Source organism: Streptomyces hainanensis (assembly GCF_004348415.1).
In the GTDB taxonomy this organism is placed as follows: domain Bacteria; phylum Actinomycetota; class Actinomycetes; order Streptomycetales; family Streptomycetaceae; genus Streptomyces; species Streptomyces hainanensis.
Window position 1 is genome coordinate 15,959 of record NZ_SMKI01000017.1, and the last position, 17,596, is coordinate 33,554.

At 74.6% G+C, this 17,596-nt stretch carries 15 protein-coding genes and 1 pseudogene; 7 read left to right on the plus strand and 9 right to left on the minus strand.

Annotation, left to right across the window (positions count from 1 at the left end):
• Positions 1-12 precede the first annotated feature (12 nt).
• The 5 genes from E1283_RS02815 to ssd all read right to left on the minus strand — a co-directional run bounded on the left by E1283_RS02815 (position 13) and on the right by ssd (position 4,193).
• Entirely contained in the window at positions 13-240 is a 228-nt protein-coding gene (locus E1283_RS02815) for a DUF4244 domain-containing protein (RefSeq protein ID WP_207930273.1), read from the minus strand.
• A gap of 122 nt (positions 241-362) precedes the next feature.
• Entirely contained in the window at positions 363-1,022 is a 660-nt protein-coding gene (locus E1283_RS02820) for a type II secretion system F family protein (protein ID WP_341829905.1), read from the minus strand.
• Positions 1,019-1,888 carry a type II secretion system F family protein gene (locus E1283_RS02825; protein WP_243744558.1) on the minus strand — a complete coding sequence of 290 codons (870 nt, stop codon included), beginning with the start codon at positions 1,886-1,888 and terminating at the stop codon, positions 1,019-1,021. The genes E1283_RS02820 and E1283_RS02825 overlap by 4 nt, the downstream gene beginning before the upstream one ends.
• On the minus strand, positions 1,885-3,054 hold the full coding sequence (locus tag E1283_RS02830) for a TadA family conjugal transfer-associated ATPase (protein WP_243744561.1): 1,170 nt from the start codon (positions 3,052-3,054) through the stop codon (positions 1,885-1,887). The genes E1283_RS02825 and E1283_RS02830 overlap by 4 nt, the downstream gene beginning before the upstream one ends.
• A gap of 68 nt (positions 3,055-3,122) precedes the next feature.
• The gene (gene ssd, locus E1283_RS38495; RefSeq protein ID WP_243744559.1) at positions 3,123-4,193 is read right to left on the minus strand and encodes a septum site-determining protein Ssd; all 1,071 of its coding nucleotides are present in this window, start codon (positions 4,191-4,193) and stop codon (positions 3,123-3,125) included.
• Between the two features lie 491 nt (positions 4,194-4,684).
• Between ssd and E1283_RS02835 the strand changes: the two genes are divergently transcribed.
• Positions 4,685-5,503: an HAD family hydrolase gene (locus tag E1283_RS02835; protein ID WP_132816196.1), complete on the plus strand. Its 819-nt coding sequence runs from the start codon at positions 4,685-4,687 to the stop codon at positions 5,501-5,503.
• Between the two features lie 43 nt (positions 5,504-5,546).
• Here the strand turns inward: E1283_RS02835 and E1283_RS02840 are convergent, their stop codons facing one another.
• A complete protein-coding gene (locus E1283_RS02840; RefSeq protein WP_132816198.1) occupies positions 5,547-6,449 on the minus strand; it encodes a Fic family protein in 903 nt (300 codons plus the stop codon).
• A 120-nt stretch (positions 6,450-6,569) separates the two neighbouring features.
• Here E1283_RS02840 and E1283_RS02845 point away from each other — a divergent pair, with 120 nt between their 5' ends.
• Positions 6,570-7,559 (plus strand): ATP-binding protein, encoded by a 990-nt coding sequence (locus E1283_RS02845; protein ID WP_132816200.1) that lies wholly within the window; start codon positions 6,570-6,572, stop codon positions 7,557-7,559.
• Here the strand turns inward: E1283_RS02845 and E1283_RS02850 are convergent.
• Positions 7,547-8,911 carry a polysaccharide deacetylase family protein gene (locus E1283_RS02850; RefSeq protein WP_132816202.1) on the minus strand — a complete coding sequence of 455 codons (1,365 nt, stop codon included), beginning with the start codon at positions 8,909-8,911 and terminating at the stop codon, positions 7,547-7,549. The genes E1283_RS02845 and E1283_RS02850 overlap by 13 nt on opposite strands.
• Positions 8,912-9,166: 255 nt before the next feature.
• On the opposite strand from E1283_RS02850, the gene E1283_RS02855 reads away from it, so the two are divergent.
• The 5 genes from E1283_RS02855 (at position 9,167) to E1283_RS38500 (ending at position 15,642) form a co-directional block, all read left to right on the plus strand.
• A complete protein-coding gene (locus tag E1283_RS02855) occupies positions 9,167-11,500 on the plus strand; it encodes a bifunctional SulP family inorganic anion transporter/carbonic anhydrase (RefSeq protein WP_132816204.1) in 2,334 nt (777 codons plus the stop codon).
• A gap of 228 nt (positions 11,501-11,728) precedes the next feature.
• Positions 11,729-13,690, plus strand: a complete 1,962-nt coding sequence (acs, locus tag E1283_RS02860; RefSeq protein ID WP_132816206.1) for an acetate--CoA ligase — start codon at positions 11,729-11,731, stop codon at positions 13,688-13,690.
• A gap of 246 nt (positions 13,691-13,936) precedes the next feature.
• Positions 13,937-14,374: a phage holin family protein gene (locus tag E1283_RS02865; RefSeq protein WP_132816208.1), complete on the plus strand. Its 438-nt coding sequence runs from the start codon at positions 13,937-13,939 to the stop codon at positions 14,372-14,374.
• Positions 14,371-15,309 (plus strand): alpha/beta fold hydrolase, encoded by a 939-nt coding sequence (locus tag E1283_RS02870; RefSeq protein WP_132816210.1) that lies wholly within the window; start codon positions 14,371-14,373, stop codon positions 15,307-15,309. Before E1283_RS02865 ends, E1283_RS02870 begins: the two co-directional genes overlap by 4 nt.
• A 144-nt stretch (positions 15,310-15,453) precedes the next feature.
• Complete coding sequence (locus tag E1283_RS38500; protein WP_132816212.1) at positions 15,454-15,642, plus strand: hypothetical protein; 189 nt, start codon at positions 15,454-15,456, stop codon at positions 15,640-15,642.
• A 49-nt stretch (positions 15,643-15,691) separates the two neighbouring features.
• Here E1283_RS38500 and E1283_RS02880 read toward each other — a convergent pair whose 3' ends face one another.
• Positions 15,692-16,891, minus strand: coding sequence for a MarP family serine protease (locus E1283_RS02880; RefSeq protein WP_132816214.1), 1,200 nt, complete (start codon positions 16,889-16,891; stop codon positions 15,692-15,694).
• A gap of 13 nt (positions 16,892-16,904) precedes the next feature.
• Positions 16,905-17,480: pseudogene (locus E1283_RS02885) on the minus strand (NUDIX hydrolase); the annotation flags it as partial.
• Positions 17,481-17,596 lie beyond the last annotated feature (116 nt).

Below are 17,596 nucleotides of genomic sequence, written 5' to 3' on the forward strand. Positions count from 1 at the left end.
TCACGCCACTCGTCACACCGGCGCGCTGAGCGCACGCTCCACCAGCCCTTCGAGCGCGCCCCGCACCGTGTCCGAGGTGACGACCTTCATCAGCAGCGCCGCGAGCCCCGCCGCGGCGAGCGTGCCGATCGCGTACTCGGCGGTGCTCATCCCGGTGTCCCGCCGCGCGGCGTCGAACCGCCCGGCCCACCAACGGGCCACCGCCCGGGGAAGCCCACGCGTCGTCCCGTTCCCTCGCATGCTCGTGTCGCCGCCTCTCATGTCGCTGGCCTTCATGTCGCTGCCCTTCTCGTGGTTCTGATGGTTCTGATGGCTCCGGTGCGGTTCCGGCGGCTTCGCGCGGCCCTGCCCGCGGCCCGGCGTCACAGCAGCCGCCCGGCCAGGCCGAGCACCACCGGCGCGACGCCGATCAGCAGGAAGGCCGGCAGGAAGCAGAGGCCGAGCGGGCCGGTGGCCCAGACGGCCGCCCGGCGGGCCCCTGCCTGGGCCGAGCGCCGACGGCGGGCCCGGCTCTCGGCCGCCTCGGCGGTGACCGCCGCGACCACCGGGGCGCCGCTGGTGCCGGCCAACTCCAGGCGCCTGGCCAGCCCCGCGGCCCCCGGCAGCCGCCCGAACCTGCCCCAGACGGCGGCCGGGTCGCCGCCGAGCCGGAGCTCGGCCGCCGCCCGCACCAGGCCACGGCCGAGCGGACCGTCCAACGCGGCCCCCACCGCCCCGGCCGCCGCGCCCGGGGCCGCGCCGGCCGCCAGGCAGGCGGCCAGCAACTCGGTGGCCAGCGGTAGTTGCCGGTCCTCGACGGGCCGCCGCCCGGGGCGCCGCCAGAGCGGCCGGAATCCGCCCCTGACGGGCCGGGGATGAGCGCCGGTGGGTCCGGTGGGTCCGGTGAGGCCGGTGAGGCCGGCGAGGCCGGCGAGGCCGGTGAGGCCGGCGAGGCCGCTCCGCTCGGGCCGGAGGGCCAGGGCGAACGCGACCGCGGAGACCGCGAACAGCACGGGCGGGACCATCGCCGCCAGGGCGCTCACGCCCCGCCCCGTTCCGCCGCGCGGACCAGCGCCCGGCACCAGGCGACACCGGCCCACTCGCAGACGACGCCGGCCAGCAGCAGCCCGTGGCCGAGCGGCGAGCCGAGCAGGATCTCCAACGGTTCGACCCCCATCGCCGAGCCGAGCAGCAGCCCGAGCAGGGGCAGCACCGCGAGCGCCAGGGCGCTGGTGCGCGGCCCGGCCAGCTGGGCGCGCAGGTCGTCCTCCTGGTCGCCCTCGGCCCGCAGCGCCTCGGCGACCCGCTCGAGGCCGGTGGCGAGCGAGGCGCCGCCGGCCACCGCCACCTCCCAGCAGGCGGCCACCCCGCGCAGCCCGGCGGCACCCGGCTGGGCAGCCGCGGCACAGAGCGCCGCCGACACGTCACCCCCGTACCGGGCGGCGGCGAGCACCCTGGCGCCCGGCTCACCGAGCCCGGCCACGCCGGCCGCGAGCACGGCGCCGCCCGGCTGCCGGCCGGCCCTGAGCTCGCCGGCGAGCGAGGCGCAGAAGGCGATGACGGCGGCCCGCCGCAGGTCGGCCTCGCGGCGCTCCACCACCCCGCGCCACCAGCGGACGGCCAGCGGCGCCAGCAACAGGGACGCCACCGGCGGCAACCAGGAACTCCCCCACACCCCGAGCAGCAGCCCGCCCGCCAGGCACCAGAGCACCACCCGCCGCTCGCCAGGACCCACCGGCCGGGGCACCGAGAGGCGCGCCGGCCACGGCACCCGCCGCGGCTCGGGCGGGCCGGCGCCGCCGACCGCCACCAGGCGGGCGCGGCACCGCCGGCCAGGCCCGTCGACCAGCAGCCACGCCCCGGCGCCCGCGCACAGCGCGGCCGCGAACCCCACCAGCTGCGCGCTCACGAGCCGGCACCCCCGCCCCTGGCGCAGAGCTCGGCGAGCCGACCCCAACCGGGGCCGTGCCGGAAGCCCTCCGGGCTCCAGCCGGCGGCCTGGACCGTGCGCACCAGGCCGCCGCCGTCCCGCTCCAGGACGTGGATCTCGGCGATCCTGCGCCGGCCGGTGGCCCGGTCCCTGCTGAGGTGGACGACGGCGCAGAGCGCGGCGGCGAGCTGGCTGTGCAGCGCGGACCTGGAAAGACCGGCCGTGCTGCCGAGCGCCTCCAGCCGCGCCGGCACGTCCGCCGCGGCGTTGGCGTGGAGCGTGCCGCAGCCGCCCTCGTGGCCTGTGTTGAGGGCGGCGAGCAGGTCGGTGACCTCGGGCCCCCGGCATTCGCCGACCACCAGCCGGTCGGGGCGCATCCGCAGGGCCTGGCGGACCAGGTCCCGGAGCGTGACGCGGCCGGCGCCCTCCTGGTTGGCCGGCCGGGTCTCGAGCCTGACCACGTGCGGATGGCTGGGGCGCAGCTCGGCCGAGTCCTCCACGAGGACGATCCGCTCCGCCGGGTCGGTGAGGCCGAGCAGCGTCGACAGCAGGGTGCTCTTGCCCGACCCGGTGCCGCCGCTGATCAGGAAGGAGAGCCGGCCGGCGAGGATGGCCCGCAGCAGCCGCTCACCGCCCGGCGGCACGGTGCCGGCGGCGGTGAGCTCGGCGAGCGAGAAGGCGCGTGGCCTGACCACCCGGAGCGAGAGGCAGGGCGAGCCGACGACCACCGGGGGCAGCACGGCGTGCATCCGGGTGCCGTCCGGCAGCCGGACGTCGGCCCACGGCCTGGCGTCGTCGAGGCGGCGCCCGGCCGCGCCGGCGAGGCGCTGGGCGAGGCGGCGGATGGCGACCGCGTCCGGGAACCGCACGGGGGCGCGTTCCAGGCCGTGGCCTCGGTCGATCCAGACCTCGTCGGGGCCGTTGACCAGGACGTCGGTGATGCCCGGCTCGGCGAGCAGCGACTGCAGCGGACCGGCGCCCACCAGCTCGGAGCGGAGCGCGCGGACGATGGAGAGCACCGCGGAGTCGCCCAGCAGCCGGCCCTGGGCGCGGAGCGCGGCGGCCACCCGGCCCGGCGTGGGCTCGGCGCCCTCGGCGGCGAGCCGCAGCCGCACCTCCTCCAACAGCGCGGGCAGCTCCGGCAGTTCGGCGCCGGCGTCGCGGTCGCCCGGGGCGGTGCGCGGGCCCACCGGGCCCGGCAGGGTCGGGGCGCTCACGAGGCGGCCTCCGTGGCGGGCAGGGCGCGCTCGAGCAGCGCGGCCGAGAACCTGGCCAGCACCCCCCGGGAGTCGGCGCCGGGTGGCTCCCCGGCCTCGGCGGCCGTGCGGAGGCCCGGTTCGTCCGGGAGCTCGCCGGCCAGCGGCAGCCCGAGCACCCTGGCCAGCTCGGCGCCCGGCAGCCCGGCGCCCGAGGCGCGCGCCACCACCCGCAGATCCCGCACCAGCGCCCCGGCGGTGGCCACCACGCGCCGGGCGGCGGCGGCCGCCCGCAGCTCGCCGGGCACCACGATCAGCCCGAGGTCGAGGCTCGTGAGCGCCGCGGCCACCGACTCGTCCACCGTGCGCGGCAGGTCGATGACGACCACGCCGCCCCCGCGCCTGGCGGCGGCGAGCACCGAGCGCATCGCCTCGACCGGCAGCCGGGCGACGTCCGAGCGGTCCCAGCTGAGCAGGCTGAGACCGTGTGGCCTGGGCAGCGACTCGTCGAGCGCCGTGCCGGAGAGCCGCCCGCGCGCCGAGACGAACGCCGGCCAGCGCGGCCCCGCCGCGCCCTCGCCGCCGAACAGCAGGTCGAGGCCGCCGCCCAGCGGATCGCCGTCGACCAGTGTGGTGCGCCGGCCCTGCCGGGCCGCGGTCAGCGCCAGGGCGCAGGCCAGCGACGAGGCCCCGGCGCCGCCGCGCCCGCCGAGCACGCCCACGGTGAGCGCGGGTGGCCCGGCGGGCTCGACCGCGTCCGCGATGCGGTCGGCGAGCCAGCTCTCGTCGGACGGCAGGTGCAGCACCTGTTCCGCGCCCAGCGCCACGCCGCGGGCCCAGATGGTGTGGTCGTCCAGATCGCGCCCCACCAGCAGCACGCCGGGGCGCCGGCCGGGCCAGTGGGTGGCCCCGGGCCGGGCGGCGGCCCGGTCGTCGCCGACCAGCACCAGCGGCGCCCGCTCCCAGCGGCCCGCCCGCGGCGGTTCGCCCGGCACCACCTCGGCCTCCGCCCCGGCCGCGGCGCACAGGCGCAGCAGGTCGTCGAGGAGTTCCTCGTCCTCGGTGAGAATCAGAATGGATTCGGCCATGTCCCGTCCCCGTTCGCGGTGAGCTCCGTGTCGCCTCCGCGGCCGCGCCGACCGCGGAGGTGACGCCTCGCGCCCGGCCGATCACCGTGCGCTTCGACGCCACGGCCCACGGTGCCGCCGATCACCGGCCCGTGGGGATCCGGGCCGAAATCTGTGGACGACCCCCGGACTGTGGATAACTCACTCACCCGATCTAGCTACTCAGGGTGATCTTCAGCAGAGCCCACCGGCCGCCGCGGCCCATCGATCCGGCCGCCGCGCGCAGCGCGGCCCGCGGCCGATCAGGGCATGAAAAAGCCCCCCGGACATGCGACGACCCCCGCCGGGGGGGAGAGCGGGGGTCGTCTTCCACGGCCGACTCGGGGGGGAGGAGTCGGACCGGGTTAGCACGGTCGCGAACGATCCGTGACTTCCATGGTGTACCCGAGAGGCCTCTCAGGCAAACCCACGCGCCCCAGCGTACGCCGAATGGCGGGCCGTATGCTCGGGGCGTGGAAACCCTGCCGCAGCCACGCACCGCCGCCTTCTTCGACCTCGACAAGACGGTCATCGCCAAGTCGAGCACGTTCACGTTCAGCCGGCACTTCTACCAGGGCGGCCTGATCAACCGCCGGGCCGTGCTGCGCACCGCCTACACCCAGTTCGTCTATCTGCTCGGCGGCGCCGACCACGACCAGATGGAGCGGATGCGGGAGTACATGTCGGCACTCTGCCGTGGGTGGAACGTGCGGCAGGTGCGGGAGATCGTCGCGGAGACGCTGCACCAGGTGATCGACCCGATCATCTACGACGAGGCCGCCTCGCTGATCGAGCGGCACCACGCGGCCGGCCGGGACGTGGTGATCGTCAGCTCGTCGGCCGCCGACCTGGTCGAGCCGATCGGCGAACTGCTGGGCGCCGACCGGGTGGTGGCCACCCGGATGGCGGTGGCGGACGGCCGGTACACCGGCGAGATCGACTACTACGCCTACGGCCCCACCAAGGCCGAGGCGATCACCGAGCTCGCCGCCTCCGAGGGCTACGACCTGGACCGGTGCTACGCCTACAGCGACTCGGCGACCGACATCCCGATGCTGGAGACGGTCGGCCACCCGCACGCCGTCAACCCGGACCGGGCGCTGCGCCGCGAGGCCGCCGCCCGCGAGTGGCCGGTCCTCGCCTTCGAGCGCCGGGTGCGGCTGAAGCAGCGGCTGCCCACGCTGCCGCCGAGGCCGGCGCTCGCGGCGGGCGCCGCGGTGGCCGCCGCGGCCTGCGCCGCCGGCATCGTCTGGTACGCGAGCCGCCGCAGGACGGCCGCCCGCCGGGCCTGACACCTTTTTCCCGCCGGGCCGGGCCGGGCCGGCGCGGCGCCGCTCAGGCGGCCCCGCGCTGCAGCGCCTCGCACACCGCGACCGACTCGCGGGCGCCCAGTTCGACGGCCCGGCCGCAGTGCGCGATCCAGCCCGCCACCCCGTCCCGCGTGCCCGAGGTGTAGCCGGCGAGCGCGGCCCGGTACCCGGCGCGCCCCGCCTCCGCGTGCCCGACCTCGGCGGGTGTCACGGACTTGGGGTCGAGCCCGCCGCCGACCAGCACGATCCGTTCCGCCGCGCGCGCCACCAGGCCGTTGTGGCTGACGAACGGGCGCAGCGCGGCCAGTTCGCCGTGCACCACCGCGGCCGTCACCAGCGCGGGGGCGGCGGAGCCGCCGAGCACGAGTCGGCCGAGCGCGTCGAGCCGGGCGGCGACCTCGGCGGCGTCCGGCGCCGGGCGTCCCGCGCCGTCGAGTTCGTCGTCCACCACGGGCTCGCCGGGCAGCCGGGGCCGGCCCACCGCGTCGTCGCGGACGGCGCCGCCGGCCGCCACCAGGTGCAGCCGCGCCAGCACCCGCAGCGGCGAGGCCGGCCACACGGCGAGCGACTGCCCGGCCTCCGCGGTCAGCCGCAGCGCGGCGCCCACCGTGCGTGCCTCCGGGTCCGCGCCGAAGTCACCGCGCCGCCGCACCTCTTCGAGCGCCCAGTCGGCGCCGGCCAGCGCCGCCGAGCCGCGGGCCCCGCGCAGCGCGGCCTCGGCGGCGATCTCCGGGCTGCGGCGGCGCATCACCCGGTGGCCGTAGAGGCCGTCGACCGCGGTCCGCACGGCGTCGACGGCCTCGGCCACCCCGGGGAGCGCGGCGAGCGTCACCAGCGGATCCGCCTCGCGGTCGGCGCGGTCGGCACGCTCGGCGCGCTCCGCGCCGGAGACGTTGGGGGCGTCGGGGTTCGGGGCGTCGGCGTTCATGGCACCGAAGCCTAGGCGGGGGCGGAGCACGGTGAACCATCAGGCACAAACCACACGTTCGGGTGGTCCCATCCCCCGGATGGTCCTGTCGCGGCGGCCCGCCGGGCTACGCTAATGAACATGAAGATCGCTTTCGTAGGCAAGGGAGGCAGCGGGAAGACGACGCTGTCCTCGCTGTTCATCCGGCGGCTGGCGGCGCGGCGGGTCCCGGTCACCGCGGTGGACGCCGACATCAACCAGCACCTCGGGGTGGCGCTCGGGCTGACGGAGGAGCAGGCGGCCGCGATGCCCCCGATGGGGGAGCGGCTCCCGCTGATCAAGGAGCACCTGCGCGGCGACAACCCGCGGATCCTCTCGGCCGAGACCATGATCAAGACCACGCCGCCGGGCGAGGGTTCGCGGCTGCTGCGGCTCGCCGAGGACAACCCGGTCTTCGACGCCTGCGCCCGCACCGTCCCGTTGGACGACGGCGCCGCCCGGCTGTTGGTCACCGGCCCGTTCACGGAGGACGACCTCGGCGTCGCCTGCTACCACTCCAAGACGGGCGCCGTCGAGCTGGTGCTCAACCACCTGGTGGACGGGCGCGGCGAGTTCCTGGTGGTCGACATGACGGCCGGCAGCGACTCGTTCGCGTCCGGGATGTTCACCCGTTTCGACACGACCTTCCTGGTGGCCGAGCCCACCCGCAAGGGCGTCTCGGTCTACCGCCAGTACCGGGACTACGCACGGGACTTCGGCGTCGCGCTGCGCGTCGTCGGCAACAAGGTGCAGGGGCAGGACGACCTCGACTTCCTGCGCGCCGAGGTGGGCGACGACCTGGTGGTCGCCTTCGGCCAGTCCGACTGGGTGCGGGCCCTGGAGCGCGGCGTCCAGCGGCCGTTCGCCGAGCTGGAGCCGGAGAACGCCCGCGCCCTCGACGCGCTGTACGAGGCGGCCGACGCCTCCTACGCCGCCCGCGACTGGGAGCGGTACACGCAGCAGATGGTGCACTTCCACCTGAAGAACGCGGCGAGTTGGGGCAACGAGCGGACCGGGGCCGACCTGGCGGCCCAGGTCGACCCCGGTTTCACGCTCGCCGAGGAGCCGCGTCCCAGCCCTCAGCCGGCCTGAACCGCGGTGGCCGGTCGGCCGGGCACGGCGGGGGCGGCCAGCACACCCGGCATGCCCCGCACGCCGTGCACGCCCTGTCCGGCCGGCGCGGCGGCCGGCTTCGCCGCGCCGAGGAACCCGGCCCAGCCGTCGGGCGGGGCGACTCCGACGTCCAGGGTCCGCAGCCGGTCGAGCACCTCGGGATCCTGGGCGTCGAGCCAGTCGACGAGCTGCCGGAAGGAGACGCAGCGCACCCCCTCCCGCGGGCACACGTCCCTGATGACGTCCTCGACGGCCCGCATGTAGATGCCGTCGTTCCAGTCCTCGAAGTGGTTGCCGATGATCAGCGGCGCGCGGTTGCCGTGGTAGGCGCGGTCGAACGCCTGGAGTAGCCCGCCGCGCATCTGTTCCTCCCAGACGGGGTGCATCGCGGGCTCGCCGCTGCTCGGTCCCGACTGGTTGTACATGTAGTTGTAGTCCATCGAGAGGGTCTCGAAATCGCGCCCGGGAACCGGGACTTCCTGCAGCGGGATGTCCCAGATACCCTCGGGGGTCTGCTTCGGCCAGACCTGACGGCTGCTGCCGCTCGAGTCGTAACGGAAGCCCATTTCGGGGGCCGCCGCCAGGAGGTTCTGCTGGCCTTCCAGACAGGGCGTCCGACCGCCGACCAATTCCTTGTCGTAATCGAAGGGAAGTGGTTCCAGATCCTCGAATCCGGTCGTCGTGCGCCAGTTCTTGACCATCCACTTCGCCTGCTCGGTCTCGCTCACCCAGTCCGAGGGCGACCAGTCGCCGACCCCGCCGGAGCCGCAGAAGTGGCCGTTGAAGTGGGTGCCGATCTCGCTGCCGTCCAGCCACGCGCCGCGCAGTTGCTCGATGGTGGCGTGGATGCTCTCGTCGCGGAGGTACCCGATGTCGGAGGCGCCGGTCGAGTGACCCGGCGGCAGGTAGCTGGCCCGCTCGGCCTCGGGAAGCAGGTAGAGGCCGGAGAGGAAGTACGTCATGTGCGCGTCGCTCTCCTTCGCCACCTGGCGGAAGTGTGAGAACAGCCGGTTGCCGTCCTCGCCCGCGCCGTCCCAGGAGAAGACGACGAACTGGGGTGGCTCCTCGCCGGGTTCGAGCCGTTCCGGCTCGGGTTGGTTGGGCTGGGCCCCGGCGTCGGCGGTCGAGCCGTCGCCGATCAGTCGCCCGGCACGCTCCAGCGCCTCCCGCGACGGGGGCCCCGGGTGGTCGGGGGACGCCTCGTTCCGTTTCTCCCGCTTCTTCTCCTCGCCGTCCGGTTCGTCGCCGGAGAGGCCGCAGCCGGCCACTCCCAGCATCAGGACGGCGACCGCCGACCATCGAGCCGCACGTTGTCCGCCCAAGACCGCCATGGGTCCTCCCACACCTCTTCGGAACACCTGTCCCAACTTCATAAGAGATGAAGAAGTGAGATGGTTATACGACAAGCGGATTGAATGATTAATTAACTCGATAGGAGTAAATCCAGGGCGGAACCTTTCCTCGAGTAGTCGCCGCCTTTACGCGCCATTACCCTTCATTTACTGACGCTTGAAACTGGCCATACCTTCACGGTCAGTCCTCTCCCGTCAGCCCCCAAGCAAGTCCCTCACGGACGGAGACGGAACATGTCCGCCTGCGCCCCCCACCGACCCGACGTATCCGCGTCGATCTCCGTGTTCCTGATCGCGCTGCCGCTCTCCCTCGGCATCGCGCTCGCCACGGGTGCCCCGCTCCAGGCCGGCCTCGTCGCCGCGGCCGTCGGCGGGATCCTCGCGGGAGCACTCGGCGGCGCGCCGCTCCAGGTCAGCGGCCCCGCCGCCGGGCTCACGGTGATCACGGCCGAGCTCATCCAGGAGTACGGCTGGCGCACCACCTGTGCGATCACCGTGCTCGCCGGCCTGACCCAACTGCTGCTCTCCGCGGTGCGGGTGGCCCGCTCCGCGCTGATGGTCAGTCCCGCGATCGTGCACGGCATGCTCGCCGGCATCGGCCTCACCATCGCCCTCTCCCAGCTCCATGTCGTCCTCGGCGGCAACCCGGAGAGCTCGGCGCTCGACAACCTGAGAGCCCTGCCCGGGCAGTTGGCGGATCCACATCTCACGGCACTCGCGATCAGCGGCCTCACGGTGGCGGTGCTCCTCGCCTGGCCCCGGCTGCCGGGCCGGGCCGGCGCGGCGCTGCGCCGGGCGGCGCCCGCCGCGCTCGTCGCGGTGGCCCTGGCCACCCTGCTCGCCTGGTCCCTGTCGCTCAGCGCGCCCCGGGTCGACCTGCCGTCCTGGAGCAGCCACGCGCTGCCCAGGCTGCCCGAGGGGCCGGTGCTCGGGCTGCTGGCCGCCGTGGTCACCATCACGCTGGTGGCCAGCGTCGAGTCCCTGCTGTCCGCCGTCGCGGTGGACAAGCTGGCGGCGGCCAGGCGGCGGGCCGGCGGGCCCGCGGTGCCGCGGGCCGACCTGGACCGCGAGCTGCGCGGGCAGGGCGCGGCCAACGTGGTGTCCGGCCTGCTCGGCGGGCTGCCGATCACCGGCGTCGCGGTGCGCAGCGCGGCCAACGTGGCGGCCGGCGCGGTCAGCCGCTGGTCCAGCATCCTGCACGGCTGCTGGGTGCTGCTCGCCACGGGGCTGCTGGTGGGGCTGCTCGAGCGGATCCCGCTGGCGGCACTGGCCGCGCTGGTGGCCGTGATCGGCGTGCAGATGGTCAGCATCACGCACATCCGCACCGTCACCCGCCATCGCGAGGTGCTGGTCTACGGGGTGACGGCGGCCGCGGTCACCTTCCTCGGCGTGCTGGAGGGCGTGGGCATCGGGATCGCGGTGGCGGTCGTGGTCGCGCTGCACCGGCTCACCCACACCCGGATCACGCACGAGCGGCTTGCCGACGGCACCCATCGCCTCCGGGTCCGCGGCCAGTTGACGTTCCTCGCGGTGCCCCGGCTCACCAGGGCACTCGCCCTGGTGCCCGAACGCGAGCCGGCCGCCGTCGAGTTGGACGGCACCTTCCTGGACCACGCGGCCTACGAGGCACTGCACGACTGGCGGCTGGCGCACGCCGCGCACGGCAGCGTCGCGGAGGTCACCGGCCGGACCGGGCAGCAACTGCTCGGCGAGGAGGCTCCCGCGCACCACTGCCGGCCCTGGCTCCCCTGGCGCAACCACCAGTGCACGGCCGCGCCGCCGCCGGTCGCCGGCAGCCCGGGTCCGCTCCGGGCCGGCGGCCACCATCCGGACCAACTGCTGGTCGGGGTGCGGAACTTCCAGCGCACCACGGCGGCGCTCGTGCGGCCGGAGCTGGCCCGGCTGGCGGACGAGGGGCAGCGGCCCGGTGAGCTGTTCATCACCTGTGCCGACTCCCGCCTGGTCACCAGCATGATCACGTCGAGCGGTCCCGGCGACCTGTTCACCGTGCGCAACGTGGGGAACCTGGTGCCGCCGCCCGGCACCGAGTCCGCCGACCACTCGGTGGGCGCCGCCATCGAGTACGCGGTCAACGTGCTGCGGGTGCGCTCCATCACGGTCTGCGGCCACTCGGGCTGCGGCGCGATGCACGCCCTCGAGTCGCTCGGCGCGCCGGGCCCGGCCGAGCCGGCGTCGGTCGACGAGGCGGAGGCGGCCGCGAGTTCGCTCGACCGCTGGCTGCGGCACGGCCGGCCGAGCCTGGTCCGGCTCGGCGGGGCCGACGGCGCGGCGCCCCGGCTCGACGGCCGGCCGGCGGCCGACACACTGGAGTCCCTCTGCCTGTCCAACGTGCTCCAGCAGCTCGACCACCTCGCGCTGCACGCGTGCGTGGCCCGGCGGATGGCGGAGGGCGAGCTCGACCTGCGCGGCATGTACTTCCACGTCGGCGAGGCGCAGGCGTACGTGCTGAACCGGGAGGGCCCGGCCGGCGGGGCGCCGGTGTTCACGGCGGTGCGCCCGGACGACGAGCGCCAGCCCGAGCCGTGCCCGGAGCCACTGCCCGGCTGACTGCCCGGCTGACCGCCCGTCACACCCCGGTCACGACCCCGCGAGATGCCCGTGGGCGCCGCTCGGCGCGCGCCCACGGGCCGCTCACCGCACCTCGGCGCCGTTCACCGCAATCCGCCGTGACAGGTCTACACCACTCGCCCGGTTGCCCTTGTCAAAGCCCAATCGGACTGATGAGGTGTGCCCTGGGACACAGCGGTACGCCGAGGTACGCCAGAGGGAGATGTCGTGAGCAAAGAGAGCCTGGCCAATCTCATGACGGAGGAGCGGCGGTTCGCGCCCCCCACCGAGCTGGCCGCCCACGCCAACATCACCGCCGCCGCCTACGAGGCGGCCGACGCCGACCGGCTGGCGTTCTGGGCCGAGCAGGCCCGCCGGCTCAGCTGGGAGCAGGAGCCGACCCAGACCCTCGACTGGTCCAACCCGCCGTTCGCCACGTGGTTCGCCGACGGCCGGCTGAACGTGGCGTACAACTGCGTGGACCGGCACGTCGAGGCCGGCCACGGCGACCGGGTGGCGATCCACTTCGAGGGCGAGCCCGGCGACTCACGCGCCATCACCTACGCCGAGCTCCAGCGCGAGGTGTCCCGGGCCGCGCACGCCCTCACCGAGCTGGGCGTCGAGGCCGGCGACCGGGTCGCCATCTACCTGCCGATGATCCCCGAGGCCGTGTTCGCGATGCTGGCCTGCGCCCGGATCGGCGCCCCGCACTCGGTGGTGTTCGGCGGGTTCTCCGCCGAGGCGCTGGCCACCCGGATCGTGGACGCCGACGCCCGGGTCGTCATCACCTCCGACGGCGGCTGGCGGCGCGGCGCGCCCGCGGCGCTGAAGCCCGCGGTGGACGAGGCGCTGACCCGCCCCGGCACCGAGGCCGTGCGCAGCGTGCTGGTGGTCCGCCGCACCGGCCAGGAGGTGCCGTGGCACGAGGGCCGCGACGTGTGGTGGCACGAGCTGGTGGACCGCCAGCCCGAGCAGCACACCCCGCAGGCGTTCGACGCCGAGCACCCGCTGTTCATCCTCTACACCTCGGGCACCACGGGTAAGCCGAAGGGCATCCTGCACACCACCGGCGGCTACCTGACCCAGGTGGCGTACACGCACCACGCCGTCTTCGACCTCAAGCCCGAGTCCGACGTCTACTGGTGCACCGCCGACGTCGGCTGGGTCACGGGGCACTCCTACATCGTCTACGGCCCGCTGGCCAACGGCGCCACCGAGGTGCTCTACGAGGGCACCCCCAACACCCCGCACAACGGCCGCTGGTGGGAGATCGTCCAGAAGTACGGCGTCACCCTCCTCTACACCGCGCCGACCGCCATCCGCACCTGCATGAAGTGGGGCGACGACGTCCCGGCCGGCTTCGACCTCGGCAGTCTTCGGTTGCTCGGCTCGGTCGGCGAGCCCATCAACCCCGAGGCCTGGATCTGGTACCGCAAGCACATCGGCGGCGACCGCGTCCCGGTCGTCGACACCTGGTGGCAGACGGAGACCGGCGGCATCATGATCAGCCCGCTGCCCGGCGTCACCCACGCCAAGCCGGGATCGGCCCAGGTGCCGCTGCCCGGCATCAGCGCCACCGTGGTCGACGACGACGGCAACGAGGTGGCGAACGGCTCGGGCGGCTATCTGGCGCTCACCGAGCCCTGGCCGTCCATGCTCCGCACCATCTGGGGCGACGACCAGCGCTACCTCGACACCTACTGGTCCCGGTTCCCCGGCCGCTACTTCGCGGGCGACGGCGCCAAGAAGGACGCGGACGGCGACATCTGGCTGCTCGGCCGGGTGGACGACGTGATGCTGGTGTCCGGGCACAACATCTCCACCACCGAGGTGGAATCGGCGCTGGTCTCCCACCCGGCGATCGCGGAGGCCGCCGTCGTCGGCGCCACCGACCCGCAGACCACCCAGGCCATCGTGGCGTTCGTGATCCTGCGCGGCGGCGCCGCCGAGAACCCGGGCCTGGTGGACGCGTTGCGGGCGCACGTCGCCAAGGAGCTGGGGCCGATCGCCAAGCCCAAGCGGATCCTGCCGGTCGACGAGCTGCCGAAGACCAGGTCGGGCAAGATCATGCGCCGGCTGCTGCGCGACGTGGCGGAGAACCGGGAGCTGGGCGACGTGACGACGCTGACCGACTCCACGGTCATGGATCTCATCCAGGCCAAGCTGCCGACGGCGGCCAGCGAGGACTGACCCGCCGCCGGGTACCAGGGGCGTCCGGTGTGGACCGGGCGCCCCTATACCATTTGTGGCATCGCTCCCCGAGGCCGGCAGCGGGGGCACTCCCCCGAGCACTCCGTGCACGGGGCACCCCCACCCGGCCGTGGCTGGGGCGGGTCAGGGGTCCGGTCTCCACCAGGCCGCCGCCACTGTCTCGTGGACCAGAGGCAACCGCCTCCGGGGGAGACGCGTCCTGGAGAGAAGAAGAGGGAGAACGCGATGACCGCTGCCGACGAGGGCCGGAGCCTGGGAGAGCTGGTCGCCTCGGCCACCGCCGAGCTGTCGGGCCTGGTGCACGACGAGATCGCGCTGGCCAAGGCCGAGGTGCGGCAGGACGTCAGGCGGGCACTGCTCGGCAGCGTGGCGGGCATGGTGGGCGCGGTGCTCACGATCTTCGCGGTGCCGTTGTTCAGCTTCGCGCTGGCCTTCTGGATCCACAACTGGTGGGGGATCTCGCTGGCCCTCTCCTGCACCATCGTCGGCGGTCTCTACGTGCTGCTCGCGCTGGTGCTGTTCCTGCTGGCCAAGGCGAAGTTCGGGCGGATCGCGCCGCCCGAGCGCTCGATCCGCTCCGCCAAGGAGTCGGCCGCCGTACTGTCGGGTGTCAGGTCGCGTCCGCGCGGCGTCCCCGCCGACGAGGCAGGGTCCTCCGTATGACCACGGCCGACCAGTCAGGAATGGGTTCCTCGGCCGTCCTGCGGGACGGACCCTGGACGCACCGTCATGTCGCCGCCAACGGAGCGCGCTTCCACATCGCCGAGCTCGGTGAGGGCCCGCTGGTACTGCTGGTGCACGGCTTCCCGCAGTTCTGGTGGACGTGGCGGCACCAGCTCACCGCGCTGGCCGACGCCGGCTACCGGGCGGTCGCGATGGACCTGCGCGGAGTGGGCGGCAGCGACCGGACGCCCCGCGGCTACGACCCGGCCAACCTGGCGCTCGACATCACCGGGGTGATCCGTTCGCTCGGCGAGCCCGACGCGGCGCTCGTCGGCCACGACCTCGGCGGCTACCTCGCGTGGACGGCGGCCGTGATGCGCCCCAAGCTGGTGCGCCGGCTGGCCGTCGCGTCGATGCCGCACCCGCGCAGTTGGCGTTCGGCGCTGCTGAGGGACCCGCGGCAGACGGCGGCCAGCTCCTACATCTGGGGCTTCCAGCGGCCCTGGCTGCCGGAGCGGCAGCTGGTCGCGGACGACGCCGAGGCGGTGGGCCGGCTGCTGCGGGACTGGTCGGGGCCGCGTCAGCCGGAGCCGGAGAGTATCGAGGTCTACCGGCGGGCGATGACGATCCCGTCGACGGCGCACTGCGCGATAGAGCCCTACCGCTGGCTGGTGCGGTCGATCGCCCGTCCCGACGGCGTCCAGTTCAACCGGCGGATGAAGCGGCCGGTGCTGGTGCCGACACTCCATCTGCACGGCTCGCTCGATCCGGTGATGCGCACCAGGAGCGCGGCGGGCTCGGGCGAGTACGTGGAGGCGCCCTACCGCTGGCGCCTGTTCGACGGCCTCGGGCACTTCCCGCACGAGGAGGACGCGGTGGCGTTCAGCACGGAGCTGGTCGACTGGCTGCGGGACCCGGAGCCGGACCGCCGGTAGGCCCGGTCCGGGCGCTTCGCCCGGGGAGGAGGGGCGCCCCCCTTCGGCTCGGCCGCATATGCCGTGCGCACAGGCCACGCGCATAGGCCGGCCGACTTCGCTTCCGGGAGGTTACTGACCTTGGAAGCGGGCAGGGACGAGGGTATGGGCTGGCACGACTACCGTGACGTGGCACGTGATCGACGCGGCGCTGGCGCCGCAACGCGGGCGCGGCTCAGCGCCGTACGGCGGGCGCAGGGCGGGCCCCTGCCGGATCCGCGGATCGGGTTTCCCGACATCCTTCGCCGGCGCGCCCGTTGGGTGGGCGTGCGGTTGCGGCACCCGCGCGGCTGACCCCGCGGCCGCTCCCCCTCGGGGGACCACACCACCCTCGACCGGGCTCCTATATCGCGCAGCCCTGGGTGTCGACCCGCCCCTCGGTGGCGCGCCCCAGGGCGATCAGGTCCGCCACCTCGTCGTTGGTCAGCGCGTATCCGGTCTCGGCGTCGTCGAGCGACTTGGCGAAGATCACGCCGAAGACCCGGCCGTCCGGAGTGAGCAGCGGGCCGCCCGAGTTGCCCGGGCGCACGGTGCTGAAGAGGGAGTAGATGTCGCGGCGGATCGTCGACGTGCGGTAGATGTCGGGGCCGTTCGCCTCGAAGCGCTCCCGGACGCGCGCGGCGCGCACGTCGAAGGGGCCGCTCTCGGGGAAGCCCGCGATGATGGCGTCGTCGCCGGTGACGGCGTCGTCCGGCGCGAACTGGAGCGGCGGCGCGTCGAGACCCGGCACGTCGAGCACGGCGATGTCGCGCCGCGGGTCGTAGATCACGACCTCGGCGTCGAGGAGCGGGCCCTCGCCGCCGACCTGCACGGTGGGCTCGGTGACGCCGCCGACCACGTGGGCGTTGGTCATCACGCGCCCGGAGGCGAAGACGAAGCCGGTGCCCTCCAGGACCTTGCCGCAACTGGTCGCGGTGCCCTCGACCTTGACGATGGAGCGTCTCGCCGCCTCGACGGCGGGGCTGGCGGCGAGCGAGACGTCGGGCGGCGGGACGGCCGTGATGGTCTCGCCGTCGAAGGGCGCGAAGACCTGGGGGAAGCCCTGTTGGGCGAGCACCGAACCGAAGTCCGCGAACCAGGTGTTGGCGGCCTCGGGGAGGACGTTGGAGACGCCGAGCAGGACCCGCGAGTCACGCACCTCGCGGCCCACCGTGGGCAGCGTGGTCATCGCCAGCGCGGAACCTATCAGCCAGGCGACGAGCAGCATGGCCAGCACGTTGACCAACGCGCCGCCGGTGGCGTCCAGCGCGCGGGCCGGGGACCAGGTGATGTGGTCGCGCAGCCGGTTGCCCCAGTGGGTGGTGAGGGCCTGTCCGATGGAGGCGGCGAGGAGAACGATCACGACGGCCGCGATGACGGCCGCGTCGGCCGGCTGGGAGGCGTCGTTCATCTCCCGCCAGACGAGGGGCAGCAGGTAGATCGCGGCTAAGCCGCCGCCGACGAAGCCCGTCACGGACAGGACTCCGATCACGAATCCCTGCCGGTAGCCGATCACCGCGAACCAGATCCCGGCCAACACCAGCAGCACGTCGAGGACGTTCATGACGGATACCGTCTCACGCGCCGTGGTCGAGTGGGATCTCCCGCTCGTGGTCCCAGGGTTCCTCCCATCCGGCGTAGTACAGGATCCGGTCGATCAGCCCGGCGGTGAACCCCCACACCACGGTGTCGGCCACCTCGAAGCAGGGGCCGCGGTAGCCCCTCGGGTGTATCGCCGTGCCGCGCTTGGCGGCGCTGGCGAGCACGGTGACCGGCACGGAGAAGACGCGAGCCGTCTCGGCCGGGTCCATCGGGGCCACCGGGGACGGGTCGCGCCACCAGCCGAGCACCGGTGAGACGACGAAGCCGCTGACCGGGATGTAGAGGCGGGGCAGGGTGGCGAAGATCCGCACCCCGGTGGGGTCGAGCCCGGTCTCCTCCGCGGCCTCGCGCAGCGCGGCCCGCAGCGGGCCCTCGCCCTCCGGGTCGCCGTCCCCGGGGTCGAGCGCGCCGCCGGGGAACGAGGGCTGGCCGGCGTGGGCGCGGAGGCTGGTGGCCCGCTGGAGCAGCAGCAGCTCGGGACCGCTCGCGCCCTCGCCGAACAGCACGAGCACGGCCGACTGCCGGCCGCCCTGCGGCGGCGGCTGGTGTCGGTCGTCGTGGTGCCGCTGGTGCTGCTGGTGTGCACCACGCTCACCCGGGCGATAGCCACGGCCAACGCGCGGCTGCTGAGCAGCCGGCGCGGGCGCGACCTGGCGATCCTCAGCGG